The sequence below is a fragment of the Gordonia bronchialis DSM 43247 genome (assembly GCF_000024785.1).
GTDB lineage: Bacteria > Actinomycetota > Actinomycetes > Mycobacteriales > Mycobacteriaceae > Gordonia > Gordonia bronchialis.
On the sequence record NC_013441.1, the window covers coordinates 1,921,935 to 1,938,943 of the forward strand.

At 68.3% G+C, this 17,009-nt stretch carries 19 protein-coding genes; 9 read left to right on the forward strand and 10 right to left on the reverse strand.

The genetic code is table 11. The features are described 5' to 3' along the window. Window positions 1-182 precede the first annotated feature (182 nt). The gene (locus tag GBRO_RS09035) at window positions 183-482 is read right to left on the reverse strand and encodes a hypothetical protein (protein WP_147290643.1); all 300 of its coding nucleotides are present in this window, start codon (window positions 480-482) and stop codon (window positions 183-185) included. Here GBRO_RS09035 and GBRO_RS09040 point away from each other — a divergent pair. Together GBRO_RS09040 and GBRO_RS09045 are read left to right on the forward strand one after the other, a co-directional pair. Beyond that, window positions 481-1,203, forward strand: coding sequence for a neutral zinc metallopeptidase (locus GBRO_RS09040; RefSeq protein ID WP_041919822.1), 723 nt, complete (start codon window positions 481-483; stop codon window positions 1,201-1,203). The genes GBRO_RS09035 and GBRO_RS09040 overlap by 2 nt on opposite strands. A 29-nt stretch (window positions 1,204-1,232) precedes the next feature. Then, on the forward strand, window positions 1,233-2,201 hold the full coding sequence (locus GBRO_RS09045; protein ID WP_012833655.1) for a neutral zinc metallopeptidase: 969 nt from the start codon (window positions 1,233-1,235) through the stop codon (window positions 2,199-2,201). Between the two features lie 53 nt (window positions 2,202-2,254). Here GBRO_RS09045 and GBRO_RS09050 read toward each other — a convergent pair whose 3' ends face one another. From GBRO_RS09050 to GBRO_RS09060, 3 genes are read right to left on the reverse strand one after another with little or no spacing between them, the layout of a single operon-like run. Continuing rightward, window positions 2,255-2,902, reverse strand: coding sequence for a Maf family protein (locus GBRO_RS09050; protein WP_223373853.1), 648 nt, complete (start codon window positions 2,900-2,902; stop codon window positions 2,255-2,257). A 5-nt stretch (window positions 2,903-2,907) separates the two neighbouring features. Continuing rightward, window positions 2,908-3,114 (reverse strand): acyl-CoA carboxylase subunit epsilon, encoded by a 207-nt coding sequence (locus GBRO_RS09055; RefSeq protein WP_041920371.1) that lies wholly within the window; start codon window positions 3,112-3,114, stop codon window positions 2,908-2,910. Between the two features lie 23 nt (window positions 3,115-3,137). Then, window positions 3,138-4,766 carry an acyl-CoA carboxylase subunit beta gene (locus GBRO_RS09060; RefSeq protein WP_012833658.1) on the reverse strand — a complete coding sequence of 543 codons (1,629 nt, stop codon included), beginning with the start codon at window positions 4,764-4,766 and terminating at the stop codon, window positions 3,138-3,140. Between the two features lie 134 nt (window positions 4,767-4,900). Here GBRO_RS09060 and GBRO_RS09065 point away from each other — a divergent pair, with 134 nt between their 5' ends. Beyond that, window positions 4,901-5,716, forward strand: a complete 816-nt coding sequence (locus GBRO_RS09065) for a biotin--[acetyl-CoA-carboxylase] ligase (protein WP_012833659.1) — start codon at window positions 4,901-4,903, stop codon at window positions 5,714-5,716. 6 nt (window positions 5,717-5,722) lie between these two features. Here GBRO_RS09065 and GBRO_RS09070 read toward each other — a convergent pair whose 3' ends face one another. Then, window positions 5,723-6,313, reverse strand: coding sequence for a hypothetical protein (locus tag GBRO_RS09070; protein ID WP_012833660.1), 591 nt, complete (start codon window positions 6,311-6,313; stop codon window positions 5,723-5,725). 115 nt (window positions 6,314-6,428) lie between these two features. Between GBRO_RS09070 and GBRO_RS09075 the strand changes: the two genes are divergently transcribed. The 3 genes from GBRO_RS09075 to GBRO_RS09085 are packed head-to-tail and all read left to right on the forward strand — an operon-like array spanning window position 6,429 to window position 9,040. Then, window positions 6,429-6,986, forward strand: a complete 558-nt coding sequence (locus tag GBRO_RS09075; protein ID WP_012833661.1) for a PH domain-containing protein — start codon at window positions 6,429-6,431, stop codon at window positions 6,984-6,986. Continuing rightward, window positions 6,983-7,657 carry a response regulator transcription factor gene (locus GBRO_RS09080; protein ID WP_012833662.1) on the forward strand — a complete coding sequence of 225 codons (675 nt, stop codon included), beginning with the start codon at window positions 6,983-6,985 and terminating at the stop codon, window positions 7,655-7,657. The genes GBRO_RS09075 and GBRO_RS09080 overlap by 4 nt, the downstream gene beginning before the upstream one ends. Before the next feature lie 21 nt (window positions 7,658-7,678). Further along, window positions 7,679-9,040, forward strand: a complete 1,362-nt coding sequence (locus tag GBRO_RS09085) for a sensor histidine kinase (RefSeq protein WP_012833663.1) — start codon at window positions 7,679-7,681, stop codon at window positions 9,038-9,040. Here the strand turns inward: GBRO_RS09085 and GBRO_RS09090 are convergent. Next, window positions 9,012-9,572 (reverse strand): GtrA family protein, encoded by a 561-nt coding sequence (locus GBRO_RS09090; RefSeq protein WP_012833664.1) that lies wholly within the window; start codon window positions 9,570-9,572, stop codon window positions 9,012-9,014. The two genes, GBRO_RS09085 and GBRO_RS09090, sit on opposite strands and share 29 nt — an antisense overlap. Before the next feature lie 78 nt (window positions 9,573-9,650). On the opposite strand from GBRO_RS09090, the gene GBRO_RS09095 reads away from it, so the two are divergent. Together GBRO_RS09095 and purE are read left to right on the forward strand one after the other, a co-directional pair. Next, window positions 9,651-10,952: a 5-(carboxyamino)imidazole ribonucleotide synthase gene (locus GBRO_RS09095; RefSeq protein WP_041919823.1), complete on the forward strand. Its 1,302-nt coding sequence runs from the start codon at window positions 9,651-9,653 to the stop codon at window positions 10,950-10,952. Beyond that, the gene (gene purE / locus GBRO_RS09100) at window positions 10,936-11,487 is read left to right on the forward strand and encodes a 5-(carboxyamino)imidazole ribonucleotide mutase (protein WP_052298251.1); all 552 of its coding nucleotides are present in this window, start codon (window positions 10,936-10,938) and stop codon (window positions 11,485-11,487) included. The genes GBRO_RS09095 and purE overlap by 17 nt, the downstream gene beginning before the upstream one ends. Here the strand turns inward: purE and GBRO_RS09105 are convergent. From GBRO_RS09105 to GBRO_RS09120, 4 genes are all read right to left on the reverse strand, one after another. Next, entirely contained in the window at window positions 11,484-12,575 is a 1,092-nt protein-coding gene (locus GBRO_RS09105; protein WP_012833667.1) for an IS630 family transposase, read from the reverse strand. The genes purE and GBRO_RS09105 overlap by 4 nt on opposite strands. 84 nt (window positions 12,576-12,659) lie before the next feature. After that, on the reverse strand, window positions 12,660-13,034 hold the full coding sequence (locus GBRO_RS09110) for a nitroreductase family deazaflavin-dependent oxidoreductase (protein WP_012833668.1): 375 nt from the start codon (window positions 13,032-13,034) through the stop codon (window positions 12,660-12,662). Window positions 13,035-13,093: 59 nt separating this feature from the next. Next, window positions 13,094-13,819, reverse strand: a complete 726-nt coding sequence (locus GBRO_RS09115; protein WP_041919824.1) for a TIGR03089 family protein — start codon at window positions 13,817-13,819, stop codon at window positions 13,094-13,096. Continuing rightward, window positions 13,807-15,837, reverse strand: a complete 2,031-nt coding sequence (locus GBRO_RS09120) for an LCP family protein (RefSeq protein ID WP_012833670.1) — start codon at window positions 15,835-15,837, stop codon at window positions 13,807-13,809. Before GBRO_RS09120 ends, GBRO_RS09115 begins: the two co-directional genes overlap by 13 nt. 209 nt (window positions 15,838-16,046) lie before the next feature. Between GBRO_RS09120 and rfbD the strand changes: the two genes are divergently transcribed. Further along, entirely contained in the window at window positions 16,047-17,006 is a 960-nt protein-coding gene (rfbD, locus tag GBRO_RS09125) for a dTDP-4-dehydrorhamnose reductase (protein WP_012833671.1), read from the forward strand. Window positions 17,007-17,009 lie beyond the last annotated feature (3 nt).

Here is a 17,009-nt window from a genome sequence, read left to right on the forward strand (position 1 = left end):
GAACTGTTCGGTACGACTGTCTCGTCTCGGGGACCGCACCGCGACCTGTCACCGTCGTGGACCGTGTCCCGCGTCAACACTAGTGCTCCGAACCGGGCCGGGGCATGTCCGAGGGCACAACGGCCTGTCATTCGCGTCGTCGACACACCGGTCGCCACACCAGTCCACGCCATTACATTGCTTCACATGATCCATCGGGGTGAGCGGACCGTGACGCGACGGGCGGGGGGACGCCGGGCGGAAACACGCTGGGTGGTCGTATTGATCGCGGTGACCGCGATGGTGCTCGCGGGTTGTGGCAGCAACGACGACGACACGACCGACTCCACCGGCTCGTCGGCCACTCGATCCTCGACCCCCATGGCGTCGACGACCTCGACCTCCCCGAGGACGACCACGAGTGCCCCGCCCGGCGCTCCGGTCCCCGGTGCGTGCACCTCATCCGGGTGTCCCGACCTCGACGGCTCGTCGGGCAATCTCATGCGCGGACAGGTGACCCCGGAGAACGCCGACGCGGTCAGGGTGACGCGGTTTCTCGACGAGGCGATCACCGATCTCGACGAGTTGTGGGGTCGATGGTTCGCCGAATTGCAGTGGGGCGACGCAACACCCGGGCGGGTCCTGATCCAACCGGGAACCGCCTTCACCTCCCGATGTGTCGACGACGACGGGAATCCGCACGTCGTTCCCTCGGACGAGCCCAATGCGTACTTCTGCACGCGCGATTCGGCCCCCAACGGTGCCGGGGTGACCCGCATCGGGTCGGTGGTCCTGCCCGTGCAGACCTTCGTCAACTTCTGGCACGGCGAGATCGTCGGCCGGCCTGCCCAGCTCGGTTCCGGGGAATTCGCTGCCGCGATGGTCGCCGCGCATGAGTACGGCCACAACGTGATGTTCCGGATCGTGCAGCGCGGAAACCTCTCGGAGAGCCGAGAGACGCACGGCGACAACACCGAACTGCTCGCGGACTGCTTCGCCGGCAATTGGGCGGCCACTGCACTGCGTGCGCACCTGTTGCGGCCCGACGATCTGCGCCAGGCCGTGTCACTCATCGAGGCGATCGGTGATCCGATGCCGGGCCAGGGACACGGCACCTCGACGCAGCGGGGGCTGGCGATCCAGCGGGGCTTCGGCCTGCCCGGCCGGCCGGGCCAGCCCATCGATTGCCTCACCCAGTACTGGCCGGAGGTTTTCGGCAGTTGATCCGCCGGGACTCTTGGTAAGTTCTTGCCATGAATCCTGCGGGGCGAACGCCCATCACGCGCTGGTTGGTGGTTGTGGTCGCGGTCGTGTCGATGGCCCTGATGGCCGGATGTTCCGGGTCGACCTCCGACGACAACGCGGACCGGTCGTCGACCGGCACGGCGTCCTCGACGCGAAGCGGCCAACCGTCGGGATCGAGTACCACCTCCACTCCCACCGATCCGGGCACGTGCACAGTGACCGCGTGCCCCAAACTCCCCACACCGTCGGCGGAGGTGATGAAGAGCGGCGTCACCGACAGCAACGCCGACACCGCCGTCCCCGCCTATCTCACCGGTCTGTTCAACGATCTCGACCAGACGTGGGGTGGGTGGTTCGGCGAACTCGATTGGGGCAGCCCGGATCCGGGCCGCAAGCTGATCGAGCCGGGCACCACCTTCCGCACCGAGTGCATCGACGACGAGAGCGAGGCGCAGATCCCGTCGAACCTGGCGAATGCCTTCTTCTGCCCGGTGGACGTGGCGCCCAACGGATCCGGCCAACCCGCCAAGGGCACCGTCGTGCTGCCGGTGCAGACCTTCCAGAAGATCTGGCAGGGCAACGTCTTCGGCGTCCCGTCACCCTTCGTCGGTGACTTCACCGCGGCGATCGTGGTGGCCCACGAATACGGACACAACATCGTCTACCGGATCGCCGACGTACTCGACATCCCGGAGAGCCAGGAACCACGCGGCAACAACAGCGAGCTGATCGCCGACTGTCTCGCCGGAAACTGGGCGGCCACCGTGTTTCAGCGAGATGCATTGTCGCCCAAGGATATTCTGCAGGTCGCGGCGTTGTTGCCGATCATCGGTGATCCGGGACCCAATCAGGGCCACGGCACCATCACCGAGCGGGCGAGGGCGCTGACCGTCGGATTGACGGGGCCGCAACTCAACCGGCAGGGTCAGCCAGTGGATTGTCTGTCCCGATACTGGCCGGAGAAGTTCGGGTCCTGAACCGGGCACGGGATCGGTGCCGAGCACCGGCGGAGACGCCCGCGGCGGCGACCTCAGTGCCAGAAATCGGTGACGCTCAGACCGACTCGCTCGATCAGCCCACGGACCAGCGGAAGCCCGATCCCGATCACCGACGACGGATCGCCGTCGATCCCGGCCACCAGCCAACCACCGAGCCCGTCGAGGGTGAACGCCCCGGCCACACCCAGCGGTTCACCGCTGGCCACATACTGCCGGATCACCTCGTCGGTGGCGTCGGCGAAACGCACCGTCGTCGACGATGTGCCCGTGGCGTGGGCGCCGGAGCCGCCGTCGAGTCGCATCAAGTGATGGCCGGTCAGCAGATCCGCTTGCGCACCACGCATCTCGCGCCACTGTTCCAGCGCGCGCTCGGGGGTATGCGGTTTGCCCAGGAGCCGATCCCCGAGGTGCAGCATCGAATCGCAACCGATCAGCACCACCGGCGCGGACCGGTCGGCGAGCGCAGCGATCTCCGGGGTTGCCGCGACGGATTCGGCCTTGGCCCGTGCCAGCGCCGACACCACCTCGGTCGCCGGGGTGGCGGCGGGCAGGGCGTCGAGGATCGCATCCTCGTCGACGTCGGAAACCTGCACCACGGGGTCGACGCCGGCAGCCCGCAACACCCGCAGCCGTGCGGGGGAGGCCGACGCCAGCACGAACACCGGTCCGTCCGGGGACACCGTGGTCAGTAGCGCAGGTTGGTGAAACTCGACGGCGAACCCCACTGCGGACGGAGCCGATCGATCGCGCGGCCCCATTCGTTGCGCGGCTCCGGTGAGGTGTTGCCCGAGCCGGCCGCCGCCCCGGCGATGAGGGCCGTCAGCACGGCGATCTCCTCGTCGGACGGGTTACCCCGGATGATCTGCAGGAACGGCCGCTTCTCGTCGCTCACGGCCGCATTCTCGTCGCCGGCGCTCACAGCGGGATGTTCCCGTGCTTCTTGGGCGGCAGGGTGACCATCTTGCGTTCGAGGAGCTTGAGCGCGGTCGCCACCTGACCCCGGGTGTGGCTGGGTGGGATGACGGCGTCGACATAGCCGCGTTCGGCCGCCACATACGGGTTCACCAGAGTGTCCTCGTACTCCTGCTGCAGTTCGAGGCGCAAGCTGTCGACGTCTTCGCCGTTTGCCGCCGCGTCCTTGAGCCGGCCGCGGTAGACGAAGCCGACGGCGCCGGAGGCACCCATGACCGCGATCTGGGCGGTCGGCCAGGCCAGGTTCACATCGGCACCCATGTGCTTGGAACCCATGACGTCATAGGCGCCGCCGTAGGCCTTGCGGGTGATGATGGTGATCTTGCCGACCGTGGCCTCGCCGTAGGCGTAGAGCAGCTTCGCACCGCGGCGGATGATGCCGTTGTATTCCTGGTCGGTGCCCGGCAGGAAGCCGGGTACGTCCACCAGGGTGACGATCGGGATGTTGAAGGCGTCGCAGGTCCGGACGAAGCGGGCCGCCTTCTCCGAGGCGTTGATGTCGAGACAGCCGGCGAACTGGGTCGGCTGATTGGCGACGATCCCGACGCTGCGGCCGTCCACCCGGCCGAAACCGACGATGATGTTGGTCGCGTACTCCGCCTGCACCTCGAGGAACTCGTCGTCGTCGAGAATCCGGCGGATGACCTCGTGCATGTCGTACGGCTGGTTCGGCGAATCCGGGATCAGCGTGTCGAGTTCGAGGTCCTCCTCGGTGAGGGTGTCCTCGATCGAGCCGGCCGCCGGCTGCGCCACCGGCAGCCGCGGCGCATCGGCCCGGTTGTTGCTCGGCAGGTAACCGAGCAGCTCCTTGACGTACTCGAGGGCGTCCTCCTCGTCAGAGGCCACATAGCTCGCGGTGCCCGACTTGGACATGTGCGTGTGCGCACCGCCGAGCTCCTCCATGGTGACCTCTTCACCGGTCACCGTCTTGATCACGTCCGGGCCGGTGATGAACATCTGGCTGGTCTGATCGACCATCACCACGAAGTCGGTCAGCGCGGGGGAGTAGACGTGACCACCGGCGGCGGCACCCATGATCAGTGAGATCTGCGGGATCACGCCCGACGCCCGCACGTTGCGGTGGAAGATCTCGCCGTACAGGCCGAGCGAGACGACGCCCTCCTGGATGCGCGCACCCGCGCCGTCGTTGATACCGATGAGCGGCCGGCCGGTCTTGACCGCGAGGTCCATGACCTTGACGATCTTCTCGCCGTAGACCTCGCCGAGGCTGCCGCCGAACACCGTCGAATCCTGGCTGAAGATGCAGACCTCGCGACCGTCGATGGTGCCGTAACCGGACACCACGCCGTCGCCGGTCGGGCGGCGTTCGGCGAGCCCGAAGTTGGTGCTGCGATGCTTGGCGAGTGCGTCGAGTTCGACGAACGAACCCTCGTCGAGCAGGTGGGTGATCCGCTCGCGGGCCGTGAGCTTGCCACGCGCGTGCGTCTTCTCCACGGCCGCCTCACCCACCGGGTGCTTGGCTTCTTCGATGCGGTTGCGCAGATCAGCGAGCTTGCCGGCCGTGGTGTGGATGTCGGGAGCGGCGCCGTCGTCGCGCGAAGCTGTGGTCATGACTGTCGATGCTAACGACCCGGGTGTGAGCTACGTCAACCGGATCAACGTGAGATTCACCTCAGGTTCCCGAGCGATCGGTCGGTGGTCGACGTGATGGTCGCGGAGGATGGGAGAACGTAGGCTCGACGACCATGGACGATCAGCAGAATGCGGACAGTCGCGGCGCCGGGACAGAACCTCTACGGACTGCGCTGCAGACCGAACTGGCGGACACCAGGTGGCACCGCATCGAGGTCGTCGACGCGACCGGGTCGACCAATGCCGACCTGATGGCCCGCGCCGATGAGCCCGGAATCGTCGGGACCGTGCGCATCACCACCGATCAGACCGCGGGCCGGGGCCGGCACGCCCGCGTCTGGGAAGCACCGCGCGGCACCCAGGTCGCCATCTCGGCGGTCCTGCCCGCCGGTGACGCACCCGACCGGCTCGGCTGGCTGTCGCTCGCGACCGGGACCGCAGCCGCCCACGCCATCGACCGGGCAACCGGTCTGAGTGCGGTGCTCAAGTGGCCCAACGACGTCCTCGTCGACGGCAAGAAGGTCGCGGGCATCCTGGCCGAATACGCGAGCGCCCCCGGCGGCGGGATCGTCGTGGTGGGGATCGGGATCAACACCGAGATGAGTGCCGAGGAATTGCCGGTGCCGACCGCGACGAGCCTGCGGATCGCGACCGGCCGTGCGGTCGACGTCGCGGCGGTCGCCACCGAGTACCTCCGGGCGCTGGCCGATCAGCGCTGGCCCGACGACATCGATGCCGTCGCCGCGGACTACCGCGACCGCTGCGACACCCTGGGCCGCCGCGTACGCCTGGCACTACCCGGCGACAAGACCATCGTGGGGACCGCGGTGGACATCGACGCGGACGGTCGCATCGTCGTCGAAGACGACCACGGGCACCGCACCACCGCCGCTGCCGGCGATGTCACCCATCTGCGCACCGAGAACTGACTGAGCTCAGCGCCGGTTGATGGATTTTCGGCCCATCGCGGGTATCAGCGAGAGCAACGGCAGACCGATGATCAGATGCATCACCGCGGTGCCGATCTTCACCGAGATCTGATCGGACAGCACCACCGGGATGATCACCGCCGCGGCGACCAGCAATCCGACGATCCACACGTAGAACTGGTCCGGTGAGGGCGTGATGATCTGCAGGACGTACCACAGGGCGCCGGCCGCGAGAGCGCACAGGAACCCGACGAGGGCGAACCAGTACTCGTCCCGGGCCACGGGATTCCACACCCCGTACTTGCCGGACTCGTTGACCTGATCGACGATCGCGCGGATGACCCAGGCGGCCAGCCACGCGGCCAGCCCGGTGACCACGCCGGTCATCACCACACCGCCCACGAACATCCCGACGTTGATGTCGGGCCCCACGCGTCGTCGCGGCGGCCCCGGCGGTTGCGGACCGGCGGCGTAGTAGGTCCCGCCCGGCGCGTACGTGTCGTCGCGGCGGCTGTAGGCGCGGGACTCGGGGGGATAACCCTGCTCATACCGGGCGGTGCCCGGATCCCGCGGATCCCGTGGGTCGCGATAGCTCATGATGCTCCTCACTGCCCTTGGTTCTGCGCTTGATGCTTCGGTGCAGTCTACCGAGCGCCGCGACCTGCGCGGGAGGTCGTGTCGTGGCAGGCACCGACGTCCTAAGCTGAACGCCATGGCCTACCCGCAGGAGAACCTGGCGCCCGGCGAGCGCATCGTCTTGCATCGTCACCCGCACTGGAAATGCCTGTTGGCGCCGTTCCTCATCTTCGTGGTGACCACTGCGGTGGCGGGGGTGCTGGCCGGGGTGATCACCGGGTCCGACCTCGGATCGACCCCGACGACCGTCCTGCTGATCATCGTCGGCGTCATCTGGGTGGCCGTCTTCGGCTGGTACTTCGTGCGCCCGCTGGTGTCCTGGAAGACAACACATTTCGTCCTCACCGACCGCCGCGTGATCTTCCGCAACGGGATCATCACCCGCTCGGGTATCGACATCCCGATCCGCCGGATCAACACGGTCGAGTTCCGCCACGGTCTCATCGACCGGATGCTGCGGACCGGCACACTGGTCATCGAATCGGCCTCCGACGACCCGCTGTCCTTCGACGACATCCCGCAGGTCGAGAAGGTGCATGCGCTGCTGTATCACGAGGTGCTCGACCTCGCCGACGACGAGGACCCGCGTGAAGGCGGGTTCCGTGCGTCCGACTCGGGGGTCGTCGACCGGTGACCGACGTCCTGCTCGCCGAAGACGATGCCGCCATCGCCGAACCTCTCGCTCGCGCGCTGAGCCGCGAGGGATACGGGTGCGAGGTCGTCACCACCGGCACCGCCGCTCTCGAACAGGCCATGGACAACCGGTTCGAGCTACTGATCCTCGACCTCGGACTCCCGGAGGTCGACGGCCTCGAGGCGTGCCGTCGAATCCGGACCCAGCGACCCGCGCTGGCCGTCCTCATGCTGACCGCGCGCACCGACGAGGTCGACTTCGTGGTAGGACTCGACGCCGGCGCCGACGACTATGTGGGCAAACCGTTCCGGCTCGCCGAACTGCTGGCGCGGGTGCGGGCGCTGCTGCGACGCCGTCAGCCCGGCGACATCGTGCTCGAAGGCGGCGACATCCGCCTCGACGCCCGTGGCCGGCGGGTGCTGGTGGCCGGACGTGACCTGGTGCTGGCCAACCGCGAGTTCGATCTGCTGCGATTCCTGATGGAGCGCTCCGGCGAGGTGGTCAGCCGCGACGAGATCCTCACCGAGGTGTGGGGCTCGGCCGATCTGCGCTCGTCGAAGACGCTGGACATGCACATCTCCTGGCTGCGCCGCAAGATCGGCGACGACCGCCGGGACCGTCCGCGGCACATCGTCACCGTGCGTGGCGTCGGATTCCGATTCGATCCCTGATCGCATCGGAGGAGTCCGCCCATGCGCCGCCGGATACTGAACACGATGATCGCCATGCTGCTGGCGGTCGGCGGGCTGCTCGGCATCCCGCTGTCGGTGGTGGCGTGGTGGTGGGTCGCCGACAACGCACATCAGAGTCTCGATTCCCGCCTCAAGGTGGTCGCCGATCAGCTGATCCGGCTCGAGCAACCGGACGGACGGTTACCGCCCGACGTTCTCACCGGCGACACCATCCGGCTGTTGCTCCCGTCGGACGCCCGGCTGACGCTGGAGCATCCCGACTCCTGGGGCGGTGTCGAGTCCCTCGTGGTCGGCGCCGAGATCGAGGGCGACGCCATGGCCGACTCGATCGGACTCGGCGAGGTTGGCACCCTCACCCTGGAGATCCCGATGCGCGAGGTACGCGACGACCAACTGGCCGCCGTCGGCATCGTCGCGATCGCCGTCGCCGGTTCCATCGCGGCCGGCACCGTGGTCGCGGCGGTGACCGCGGGACGGATCGCCGACCCGCTGACCGACCTGGCCGCCCGCGCCGCGGCGATGGCGCGCGGCGACTTCCGGACCGAATGGAAGATGTACGGCATCTCCGAACTCGACCGGGTCTCGCGCGCCCTCGGCGACGCCAACGCGGAGATCGCGTTGCGTCTGGAACGTGAGGGCGAGATCGTCGGCGACGTCTCACACCAGCTGCGCAGCCGGCTGACCGCGATCCAGCTGCGTCTCGACGAGTTGTCCATGCATCCCGACCCGGAGGTGGTGACCGAGGCCGAGGCGGCCCTCGCTCAGGTGGAGCGGCTCTCCACCGAACTCGACGAGATGGTGGCGGCATCGCGCGACGACCCGGCCGAGCCGCACATCGTCGACGTACGCGAGATGCTCGGCACACTCGTCGGCGATTTCCGCGCCGCTTTCGGCGCTGCGAACCGCACCATCTCGACGGCCTTCGACGGTTCGGCGCAGGCGCTCAGCGCGCGGCCCGGACGGCTGCGGGAGGCGGTCTCCGTGCTCGTCGACAACGCCTTGCAACACGGTCGTGGCGAGTGCCGCATCGAGGTCGGTGATCTGCCGACGGCCGACATGGTGCGGATCACCGTCGCCGACGACGGCGAGGGCATCCCCGATCCCGCGGTCGAGCACATCTTCCGGCGCGGGTATTCGGCGGGCCGCGCCGACGGTGTGGGCGGCAACGGCGTCGGGCTCTCGCTGGCCCGGGCGCTGGTGGAGGCCGACGGCGGACGACTCGAACTCACCGTCCGGCGGCCACCGGTGTTCGCGATCGTGGTGCCGTCGGGCACCTCGTCGGCCGGCGACGGCGGACCGGCGAATGCGACGGGTCCCGACGCCTCACCCCGGCCTAGGCGTGACCGAGTTCCTCATCGTTGAGTTCGGCGGGAGTGGGGTGCAGATCGGTGGAACCGGCGTCGCCGCCGCGCAGGTTCTCCTCCGGGAACGCGAATTTGCGCAGCGCCCAGAACCGGAACGTCATCTGCAGGATGTTGCCGATCAGGAAGCCGAGGATGAAGTCCACGACCACGAGGCGCGCGGGACTCAGGCTGCTTCGCAGGTCGAAGATGTTGTTCGCCACGTACAGCGGTGCGGCCTGCAGGACGACACCGATGCCGCTGATCACGAAGAACAGCATGGCCTCGTGGTGACGTTCGCGGCCGCCGCGATTCTTGAACGCCCACTCGCGGTTGAGGATGTAACTCAAGATGGTGGCCAGCACGCCCGAGATGATCTTGGCGATCACCGGCTTCGGCTCGAGGATCGTCAGGCTCAGCGCGAAGTAGATGGCCAGGTCGAACACGAACGTGGTGCCCCCGACAAGGGCGAATTTGATGAGTTCGTGGTGCCGCATGGCCAGTCGACGAATCGGCCCGGGGAGTCGAGCGACGAGCTCGTCGATGAATGGCACAAGATCCGAGTGTACGAAACAAAAGCGCGGGGGATCTCGACCGGTCGGTCATGCGCCCGACTTGCCCGGCATGCCACGATGGTTCGCGTGAACGCGAACGAGCAGGTGGGATCACCGGGCCCGGCGGTGAATCGGGCGCCGGCCCACGGTGCCGGCCGGTCGGTGGAGAACCCGGTCGGCCTGCCGGTGGTGACGATGATCGGCGGCGGCCAGCTCGCCCGGATGACACACCAGGCGGCGATCGCGCTCGGCCAGTGCCTGCGGGTGCTGGCCGCCGACCCCGCCGACCCGGCCGCGCAGGTCAGCGCCGATGTGGTCCTCGGTTCGCATGACGCGCTCGACGATCTGCGTCGCGCCGCGGCCGGCGCCGTCGCCCTCACCTTCGACCATGAAGGCGTCCCTCTCGAACACCTGCGGCAACTCGAGGCCGACGGGGTGGCGGTCCGCCCGCCGTCGGCGGCGTTGCATTTCGCGCAGGACAAACTCGCCATGCGCCGGCGGCTGGCCGATCTGGGTCTGCCGGTTCCCGACTTCGCCGATCTGTCCGGCGATCGTGAGCAGGCGCGTGCGCGACTCGTCGAGTTCGGCGAGGCGCACGACTGGGAGATCGTCCTGAAGACCGTTCGCGGCGGCTACGACGGTCGGGGCGTATGGCTGCTCGACCGGCGCGACGCCGCGCTCGACGTGTTCGACACCCACCCCGTGGACCGGCCGGCGCTGATCGCGGAGAGCCGGGTCGCCATGCGTCGTGAGCTGTCGGCCATGATCGCGCGCTCACCCTTCGGGCAGGGCGGTGCCTGGCCGGTGGTGGAAACCGTTCAGCGGCACGGACAGTGCGCGGTTGTGCTCGCTCCCGCGCCGGGACTCGACGACGCCGTCGCCGCGCAGGCCCAGCAGATGGCGCTGCGGCTGGCCGACGAGCTCGGCGTCGTCGGGGTGATGGCGATGGAGCTGTTCGAGACCACCGACGGCGCACTCGTGGTCAACGAGCTCGCCATGCGCCCGCACAACAGCGGTCACTGGACGATGGACGGTGCCCTCACCTCGCAGTTCGAGCAGCACCTGCGCGCGGTGCTCGACTACCCGCTCGGTGACACCTCGCCGCGAGCCCCGATCACCGTGATGGCCAACGTACTCGGCGCTCGGCAGACGCCGACGATGTCGATGGACGAGCGGGTCCATCACCTGATGGCGCGCATGCCGGACGCCAAGGTGCACCTCTACGGCAAGGGCGAACGACCCGACCGTAAGATCGGGCACGTCAATATTGTTGGCCGGACTGATGATTCACCCGAAGCCGTCCGCGAGCGCGCCGAGCGTGCCGCCCACTGGATGTCGCACGCGGAGTGGACCGACGGATGGGATGTGCACAGTGAATGAGGGTTCGACCCAAGAGAATTCGGCCCAGAAGAACCCGGCGCCACGGGTTGGGCTGATCATGGGCAGCGATTCGGATTGGCCGACGATGAAGGCGGCCGCCGAGGCCCTCGCCGAGTTCGACATCCCGTTCCAGGTGGGGGTGGTCTCGGCGCATCGCACGCCGCAACGCATGCTCGACTACGCCGCCGGCGCCGCGGACAACGGCATCGAGGTCATCATCGCCGGAGCCGGTGGCGCAGCCCATCTTCCGGGCATGGTGGCGTCGGCGACGCCGCTCCCGGTGATCGGGGTGCCGGTCGCACTGCGCTACCTCGACGGGATGGATTCGTTGCTGTCGATCGTCCAGATGCCCGCCGGTGTGCCGGTGGCCACCGTGTCGGTCGGTGGCGCCCGCAACGCGGGTCTGCTCGCCGTGCGGATTCTCGCCTCCGGCGATCCCGAACTGCGCCAACGGATGGTGTCCTTCCAGCAGGACCTCGAGCAGATGGTGCTCGACAAGGACGCCGCACTGCAACAGGAACTGCTGGGGGACTAGTGTTCTGAGTCATTAATTCGTGTGCAGTAGTGGGCGATGTAGTCGAGGATCTGGTCAGCGGTCTTGACCCACACGTAGGGGCGGGGGTTGTCGTTCCAGGTCTCGATCCATGCTTTGATGTCGGCGTTGAGCGCTCTCACGGTGCGGTGGGTGGAGCGTTGGAGCTTCTTGGTGGTCAGTTCGGCGAACCAGCGTTCGACGAGGTTCATCCAGGATGAGCTCGTCGGGGTGAAGTGGACAACGAATCGTGGGTGCGAGGTCAGCCATCGTTTGACCGCGGGCGTCTTGTGGGTAGAGGCGTTGTCCATGACCAGGTGGACGTCGAGCTCGTCGGGCACCTCGGCGTCGATCTTGCGGAGGAATCCGATGAATTCCGTTGCGCGATGCCGTGAGTGAAGCGAACCGATGACTTTGCCCGACGCGATGTCCAACGCCGCGTACAGGCTGGAGGTGCCGTTGCGCACGTAGTCGTGGCTGGCCCGTTGCGGGGTGCCCGGGAGCATGGGAAAGATCGGCTGGGTGCGATCGAGCGCTTGGATCTGGGTCTTCTCGTCAACGCAGAGCACCAGGGCACGTTCGGGTGGGTTCATGTAGAGCCCGACGACGTCGCGGACCTTCTCGGTGAACATGGGATCTTTCGACAGCTTCCACGAATCCTGTTTGTGTGGAGCCAATCCGAACGCTCTCCATACACGCGAAACAGTTGACTGCGACATGTCGAGATGCTCAGCCATCGACCGAGTCGACCAGTGTGTCGCATTCTTCGGAGTGGTCTCGAGAGTTGCGGTGATCAGGTCTTTGATCTGCTCGTCGCCGACGGTGCGAGGTCGCCCGGGCCGGGGTTCGTCGAGCAACCCCTCGCAGCGGTGCTCGACGAACCGGCCTCGCCATCGCCGCACGGTACTGCGATTGAGGCCGAGTCGTTGTGCCACTTCAGTATTCGACCCGCCATCAGCGGCGGCGAGAACGATTCGTGATCGCATCGCCAAACCCGAGGCCGTCGTTCGCCGACGCGCCCACCCTTCGAGCTCACGGCGCTCGTCATCAGTCAGAACAATATCCACTGCTCGCGGACCCCGGGTTGCCATTCCCCAGTCTATCAACCGAATGACAATTAATGACTCAGGACACTAGGGCGGACCAGCCGCGTATCCCCGCGTCCCGTGGTGGCGTCAGTCCTCGTGCAGGGTACCGAGGAGGACCGAGTCGAAGAACCGGCCCGGGATACGGGCGCCACGCGGGATGTCAGGCGAGTCCGACGGTACGACGCGGGGGCCGGTCACGGTGTAGTGCTTGGATTTTCGGACCAGGCCGAAGGAGCCGGCGGCCTGCACGTTGCGAACCCAGTCGGTATGGCGGCCATAGGTGAGGACGATCGCGAGGCGGTCGCCCTGCACCCACGCGAGAACAGGATTGGAGTATTTTCGCCCCGACTTGCGGCCGACGTGCTCGACCATCGCGTAGGGCGCCAGGCGGGGCGCCCACATCCGCTGGATGGGATTGGTGACCTTCTTGTTGATGCGTGCCACGACGGCAGGAATCTTCATGGCCCCACTGTGCCGGATGGGCGACTGATACGAAAGGTCCGCTCCGTTCGCGTACGGGGTCAACTCAGAATGATTGTCGCCTTTTCCGTCTCGGCACGCCCCGGCAGGGAACTCGCGTCGGCCCCGGCGACGTGCACGAGTCCGGCGCCGGCCAGCCAGGGGGCCAGCAGGTTCGCGATCACACCGTCGCGGGTGCGCCACTCGCGGGTCGACAGCACGCGCGCGGCGGCGCCGATCCCGGCAGCGGATGCGACCGCGGCGGCCTGCTGCGCGATCGTCGGGGCGTCGGTGTCCTCGAGGACCGCTCCGGCATAGGGTCGCGACGTGAAGCCATCGCCGTGGATCCGCACCGCCGACCCGAAGTCGGCGACGCCCGGCGGGAGGTCACGCAGGGGGAGTGCGAACGCATCGAGGGAGGCGACGACCAGTTCGTCGGCATCGGGATGATCGTCGATTCCCCCAACCGATGCGAAGACCACTCGATCGTCGGGGCCGTCGCCGGTACCGAGACGGACATGAGCGCCAGACCACCAGGCGCCCAACAGGATTCCGGCCGTCTGCCAGTGCTCGGGGAGATCGACGCGGACCGTGTCGCCGGGGCCGACACCCATCTCGTCGGCGAGGAAATTGGCCGTCTTGGCGGCCCAGTTGCCCAGTGTCGCGCCGGACAGCTCGGTCCGTTCCCCGGTGCGGTCGTCGTAGTAGGTCAGCAGGGGCCGGCTCGGATCGGCGACGGCGCCGAAGATGCTGTCGGTCAACGTGGCTGGGTTCATCAGTTCACGCACGTCGGTCCGTCGGTGCCCGCGGTGATCGGCGGCCGGTTGTTGCCGACACGTTCACTGGCGGGACGGTTGTCCTCCTGCGAACCCGTGTCCGAGATGGATCCGGGACCGGAGTAGGTGTTGGTCAGGACCACCTTGAGCCGGTGTTCGTCGAGCGACGGATCGACCTGGACGCGAGCTCCGCCGAGATCACGGGCGAGCAGACGGGCACCGTCGTTGTCGTCATGGGCGAGCACCACCGAGTCGCGGGTGTCCGCGGGCTGCGTGGAGGTGCTGCCTTCCTGAAAACCCTTGTTGGTCAAGATATTCGCCACATTGGACGCCAGCCCGTCCACGGTTCCGGCGTTCACCACGTCGACGGTGTAGTCACTGCGCTGGGCATTGGTGCGGTCGGGATTGAGCAGTCCGTCGGTGAACTTCGCGACCGCGGCCGGATCCACCCGCACCACGCTCTGTTGTCCGTCGTCGCTCCAGCCCTGCTCGGTGACCACCGGGATGGTGGCGAATTTGACGCGCCCGCCGCTGAGGTCCTTGAGTTGTTCGGCGAAGGACACGACGTCCCAGTCATCGTCGATGACCACCGACCGTGACACCGCCTCCTCGAGGTCGGACAGCTTGCCCGGGTCGGTCAGGGTGTTGGCGGACAGGATCTTCTGCGTCAGCGACGCCATGTAGGCCTGCTGGCGGGTGATCCGGTCGAGGTCGCCGCGCGGCAGACCGTGTCGTTGCCGGACGAAGCTCAGGGCGCGTGGTCCGCTGAGGGTCTGGCGGCCGGCGCGGAACCTGGCCCCGGTGACCGGGTCGACACTGGCCGCCTTGAGGCAGACGTCGACACCACCGACGGCCTTGGTCAACAGGACGAAGCCGAGCAACCCGACCTCGGCGTAGTGATCCACATGCACCCCGGTGAGTCCGGCCACGGTGTCGATGAGCGCCTTGCGGCCGGCGAACGTCCCGTCGGCGTCGGCCTTCTTCTCCGAAGTCCCGGCACTCACCTCGCGGGCCCGCACACCTTCGCGGGTCGCTCCGTAGGCGGCGTTGATCTTGCTCATCCCGATCCCCGGCACCTGCACGTAGGAGTCGCGAGGGATGGAGATCGCCGTCGCCGACGACCCGTCGTTGGGGATACGGATCAGCAGGATCGTGTCGGTGTTGGTCGCGACCTCGTCGCCCGCCCGCAGCATGCGTTGTTCATCGGCGGACAGCGGATTGCCCTTGGCATCGGTGCGGGAGTCGGTACCGACGAGCAGGATGTCCACCGCACCGTCTTCGGCGCCGCCGAGACCGAGACCGCTGATCTGGTTGATCTTGTTCTGCAGGCTGTTCAGGCTGTTCCAGGCATAACCCGTGCACATCAGCACCGCGACCGAGACCAGGGCGACCAGCCCGCGGCCCCAGGCCGAACGGCCTCCGCGACCACCTCGGCCGGTCGTGCCGCCGCCGGGCGGCGGGCCGTCGACCGGCGCGTCGTTGGTGTCGGGCGCCGGTGCGCCGTCGGCGCGGACCGCATCCGGCGCGGAGGGCTTGCGCCGGCGGCGGGTGGGCGGCGGGCCGGTGCGTGACCCCTCGGCGGCCGGCCTCGTGCGGGTGTGGATCTCCCCGGAGGTGCGTCGTTTCTCCGCGTCGGTCCGCGTCGGTTTCGCGGGTCGTCGCGGCCGCGAGGGATCGGCGGGATCGGCCCGACGGGGGCGGCGCTCGGGGTCGCGCTGCTCGGTGCGCGGCGCGGCATCCCGGGGTGCCGCCCCACCCTGTGGTGCCGTGCCGCGGGCCGGTCGTCGGCGCGGGGTCTGCTGCTCGCGGGCGCGATCCGACGGGTCGCGGGGCGCCCGTCGCGGCTGGGTGCGTCGTTCGGGTTCGGTGGCATCGGCCCGCCGGGGTCCGCGCTCCGGGTGGTCGGTTCCCGCGCCGCGTGGCTGACCCGTGCGGGCACCGCCGGGCGCCGGTCGGCGCCGGCGCGGTTCCGGCGGTGCGTCGCGGTGCGGCCGCGGGCGTCCTCGGGTGCCGTCGGGTGGGAGATCCACGGGTGGGCGATACCTTTCGACTGAACCACCCACGCGGTGGACAGCTGAGGCACCTGGTGTGCAACCGCCGTGGTGGGAGTGGTTGGCGTTTCTGATGTTGTTGGTCTGACGCCAGGCTACTGAAGTGATTCCGGAATTCGACAACGCAACGCCGAGAGGACCGACACCGAGACCGACACCGCACGATGAGTCCGTGTGCGTGCGGCACGATGGTGCGCATGTCACCTTCAGCTTCGGCGACCGTGTACATCGTCGGCGCCGCCGGTCAGCTCGGTACCGCCCTGCGCGCACGGCGGCCGGCCGACTTCCCCGGTCACGATATCCGCGCGCTCACCTCGGCCGACCTGGACATCGGCGACGAGGCCTCCGTGCGCGCCGCGCTGGGCGATCTGGCGGCGGGTGACGTGGTGATCAACTGCGCCGCCTACACCGATGTCGACGGCGCACAGAGCGACGAGGCCGGTGCCTATCGCGTCAACGCGGATGGCCCGGCCCATCTCGCGCGGGCAACGGTGGCGGCCGGGGCGTGGCTCATCCACGTATCCACCGACTATGTCTTCAGCGGTCAGGTCGGTGGCAGCGAGACCGGCCCGCGGTCTCCCGCGCTACCCTACGAACCGGACGACGTGGGGGAGGTGATACCGGCCACTGTCTACGGAGCCAGCAAACTCGCGGGCGAACGATCCGCGCTGGACACCGACCCCCGGACCACCGTGGTGCGCACCGCCTGGGTCTACACCGGCGGCCCCGACAGTCGCGACTTCGTGGGCACCATGCGGCGGCTCGAGCAGACCCGCGAGACGGTGTCGGTGGTCGACGATCAGGTCGGTTCACCGACGTACGCCCGCGATCTGGCCGACGGTCTGTGGGAACTCGCCGCGACCGGACCCACCGAGGCGGTGGCGGGCGCCGTCCTGCATGGCACCAACGCCGGGCGCGCCAGCTGGTATGAGGTGGCGCGCGCCGTGTTCGCCCAGGTCGGGGCCTCGCCGGACCGCGTGCACCCCTGTACCACCGCCGAATTCCCCCGTCCGGCACCGCGGCCGGCGTTCTCCGTCCTGTCCGGTGCCTCGTGGGCGGCCGCGGGGTTACGTCCCCTACGTGAATGGCGGGCGGCGCTCGACGAGGCGATCGGTGCGTCAGAGCCCGCGTCCGGTTCGTTACCCTGAGCC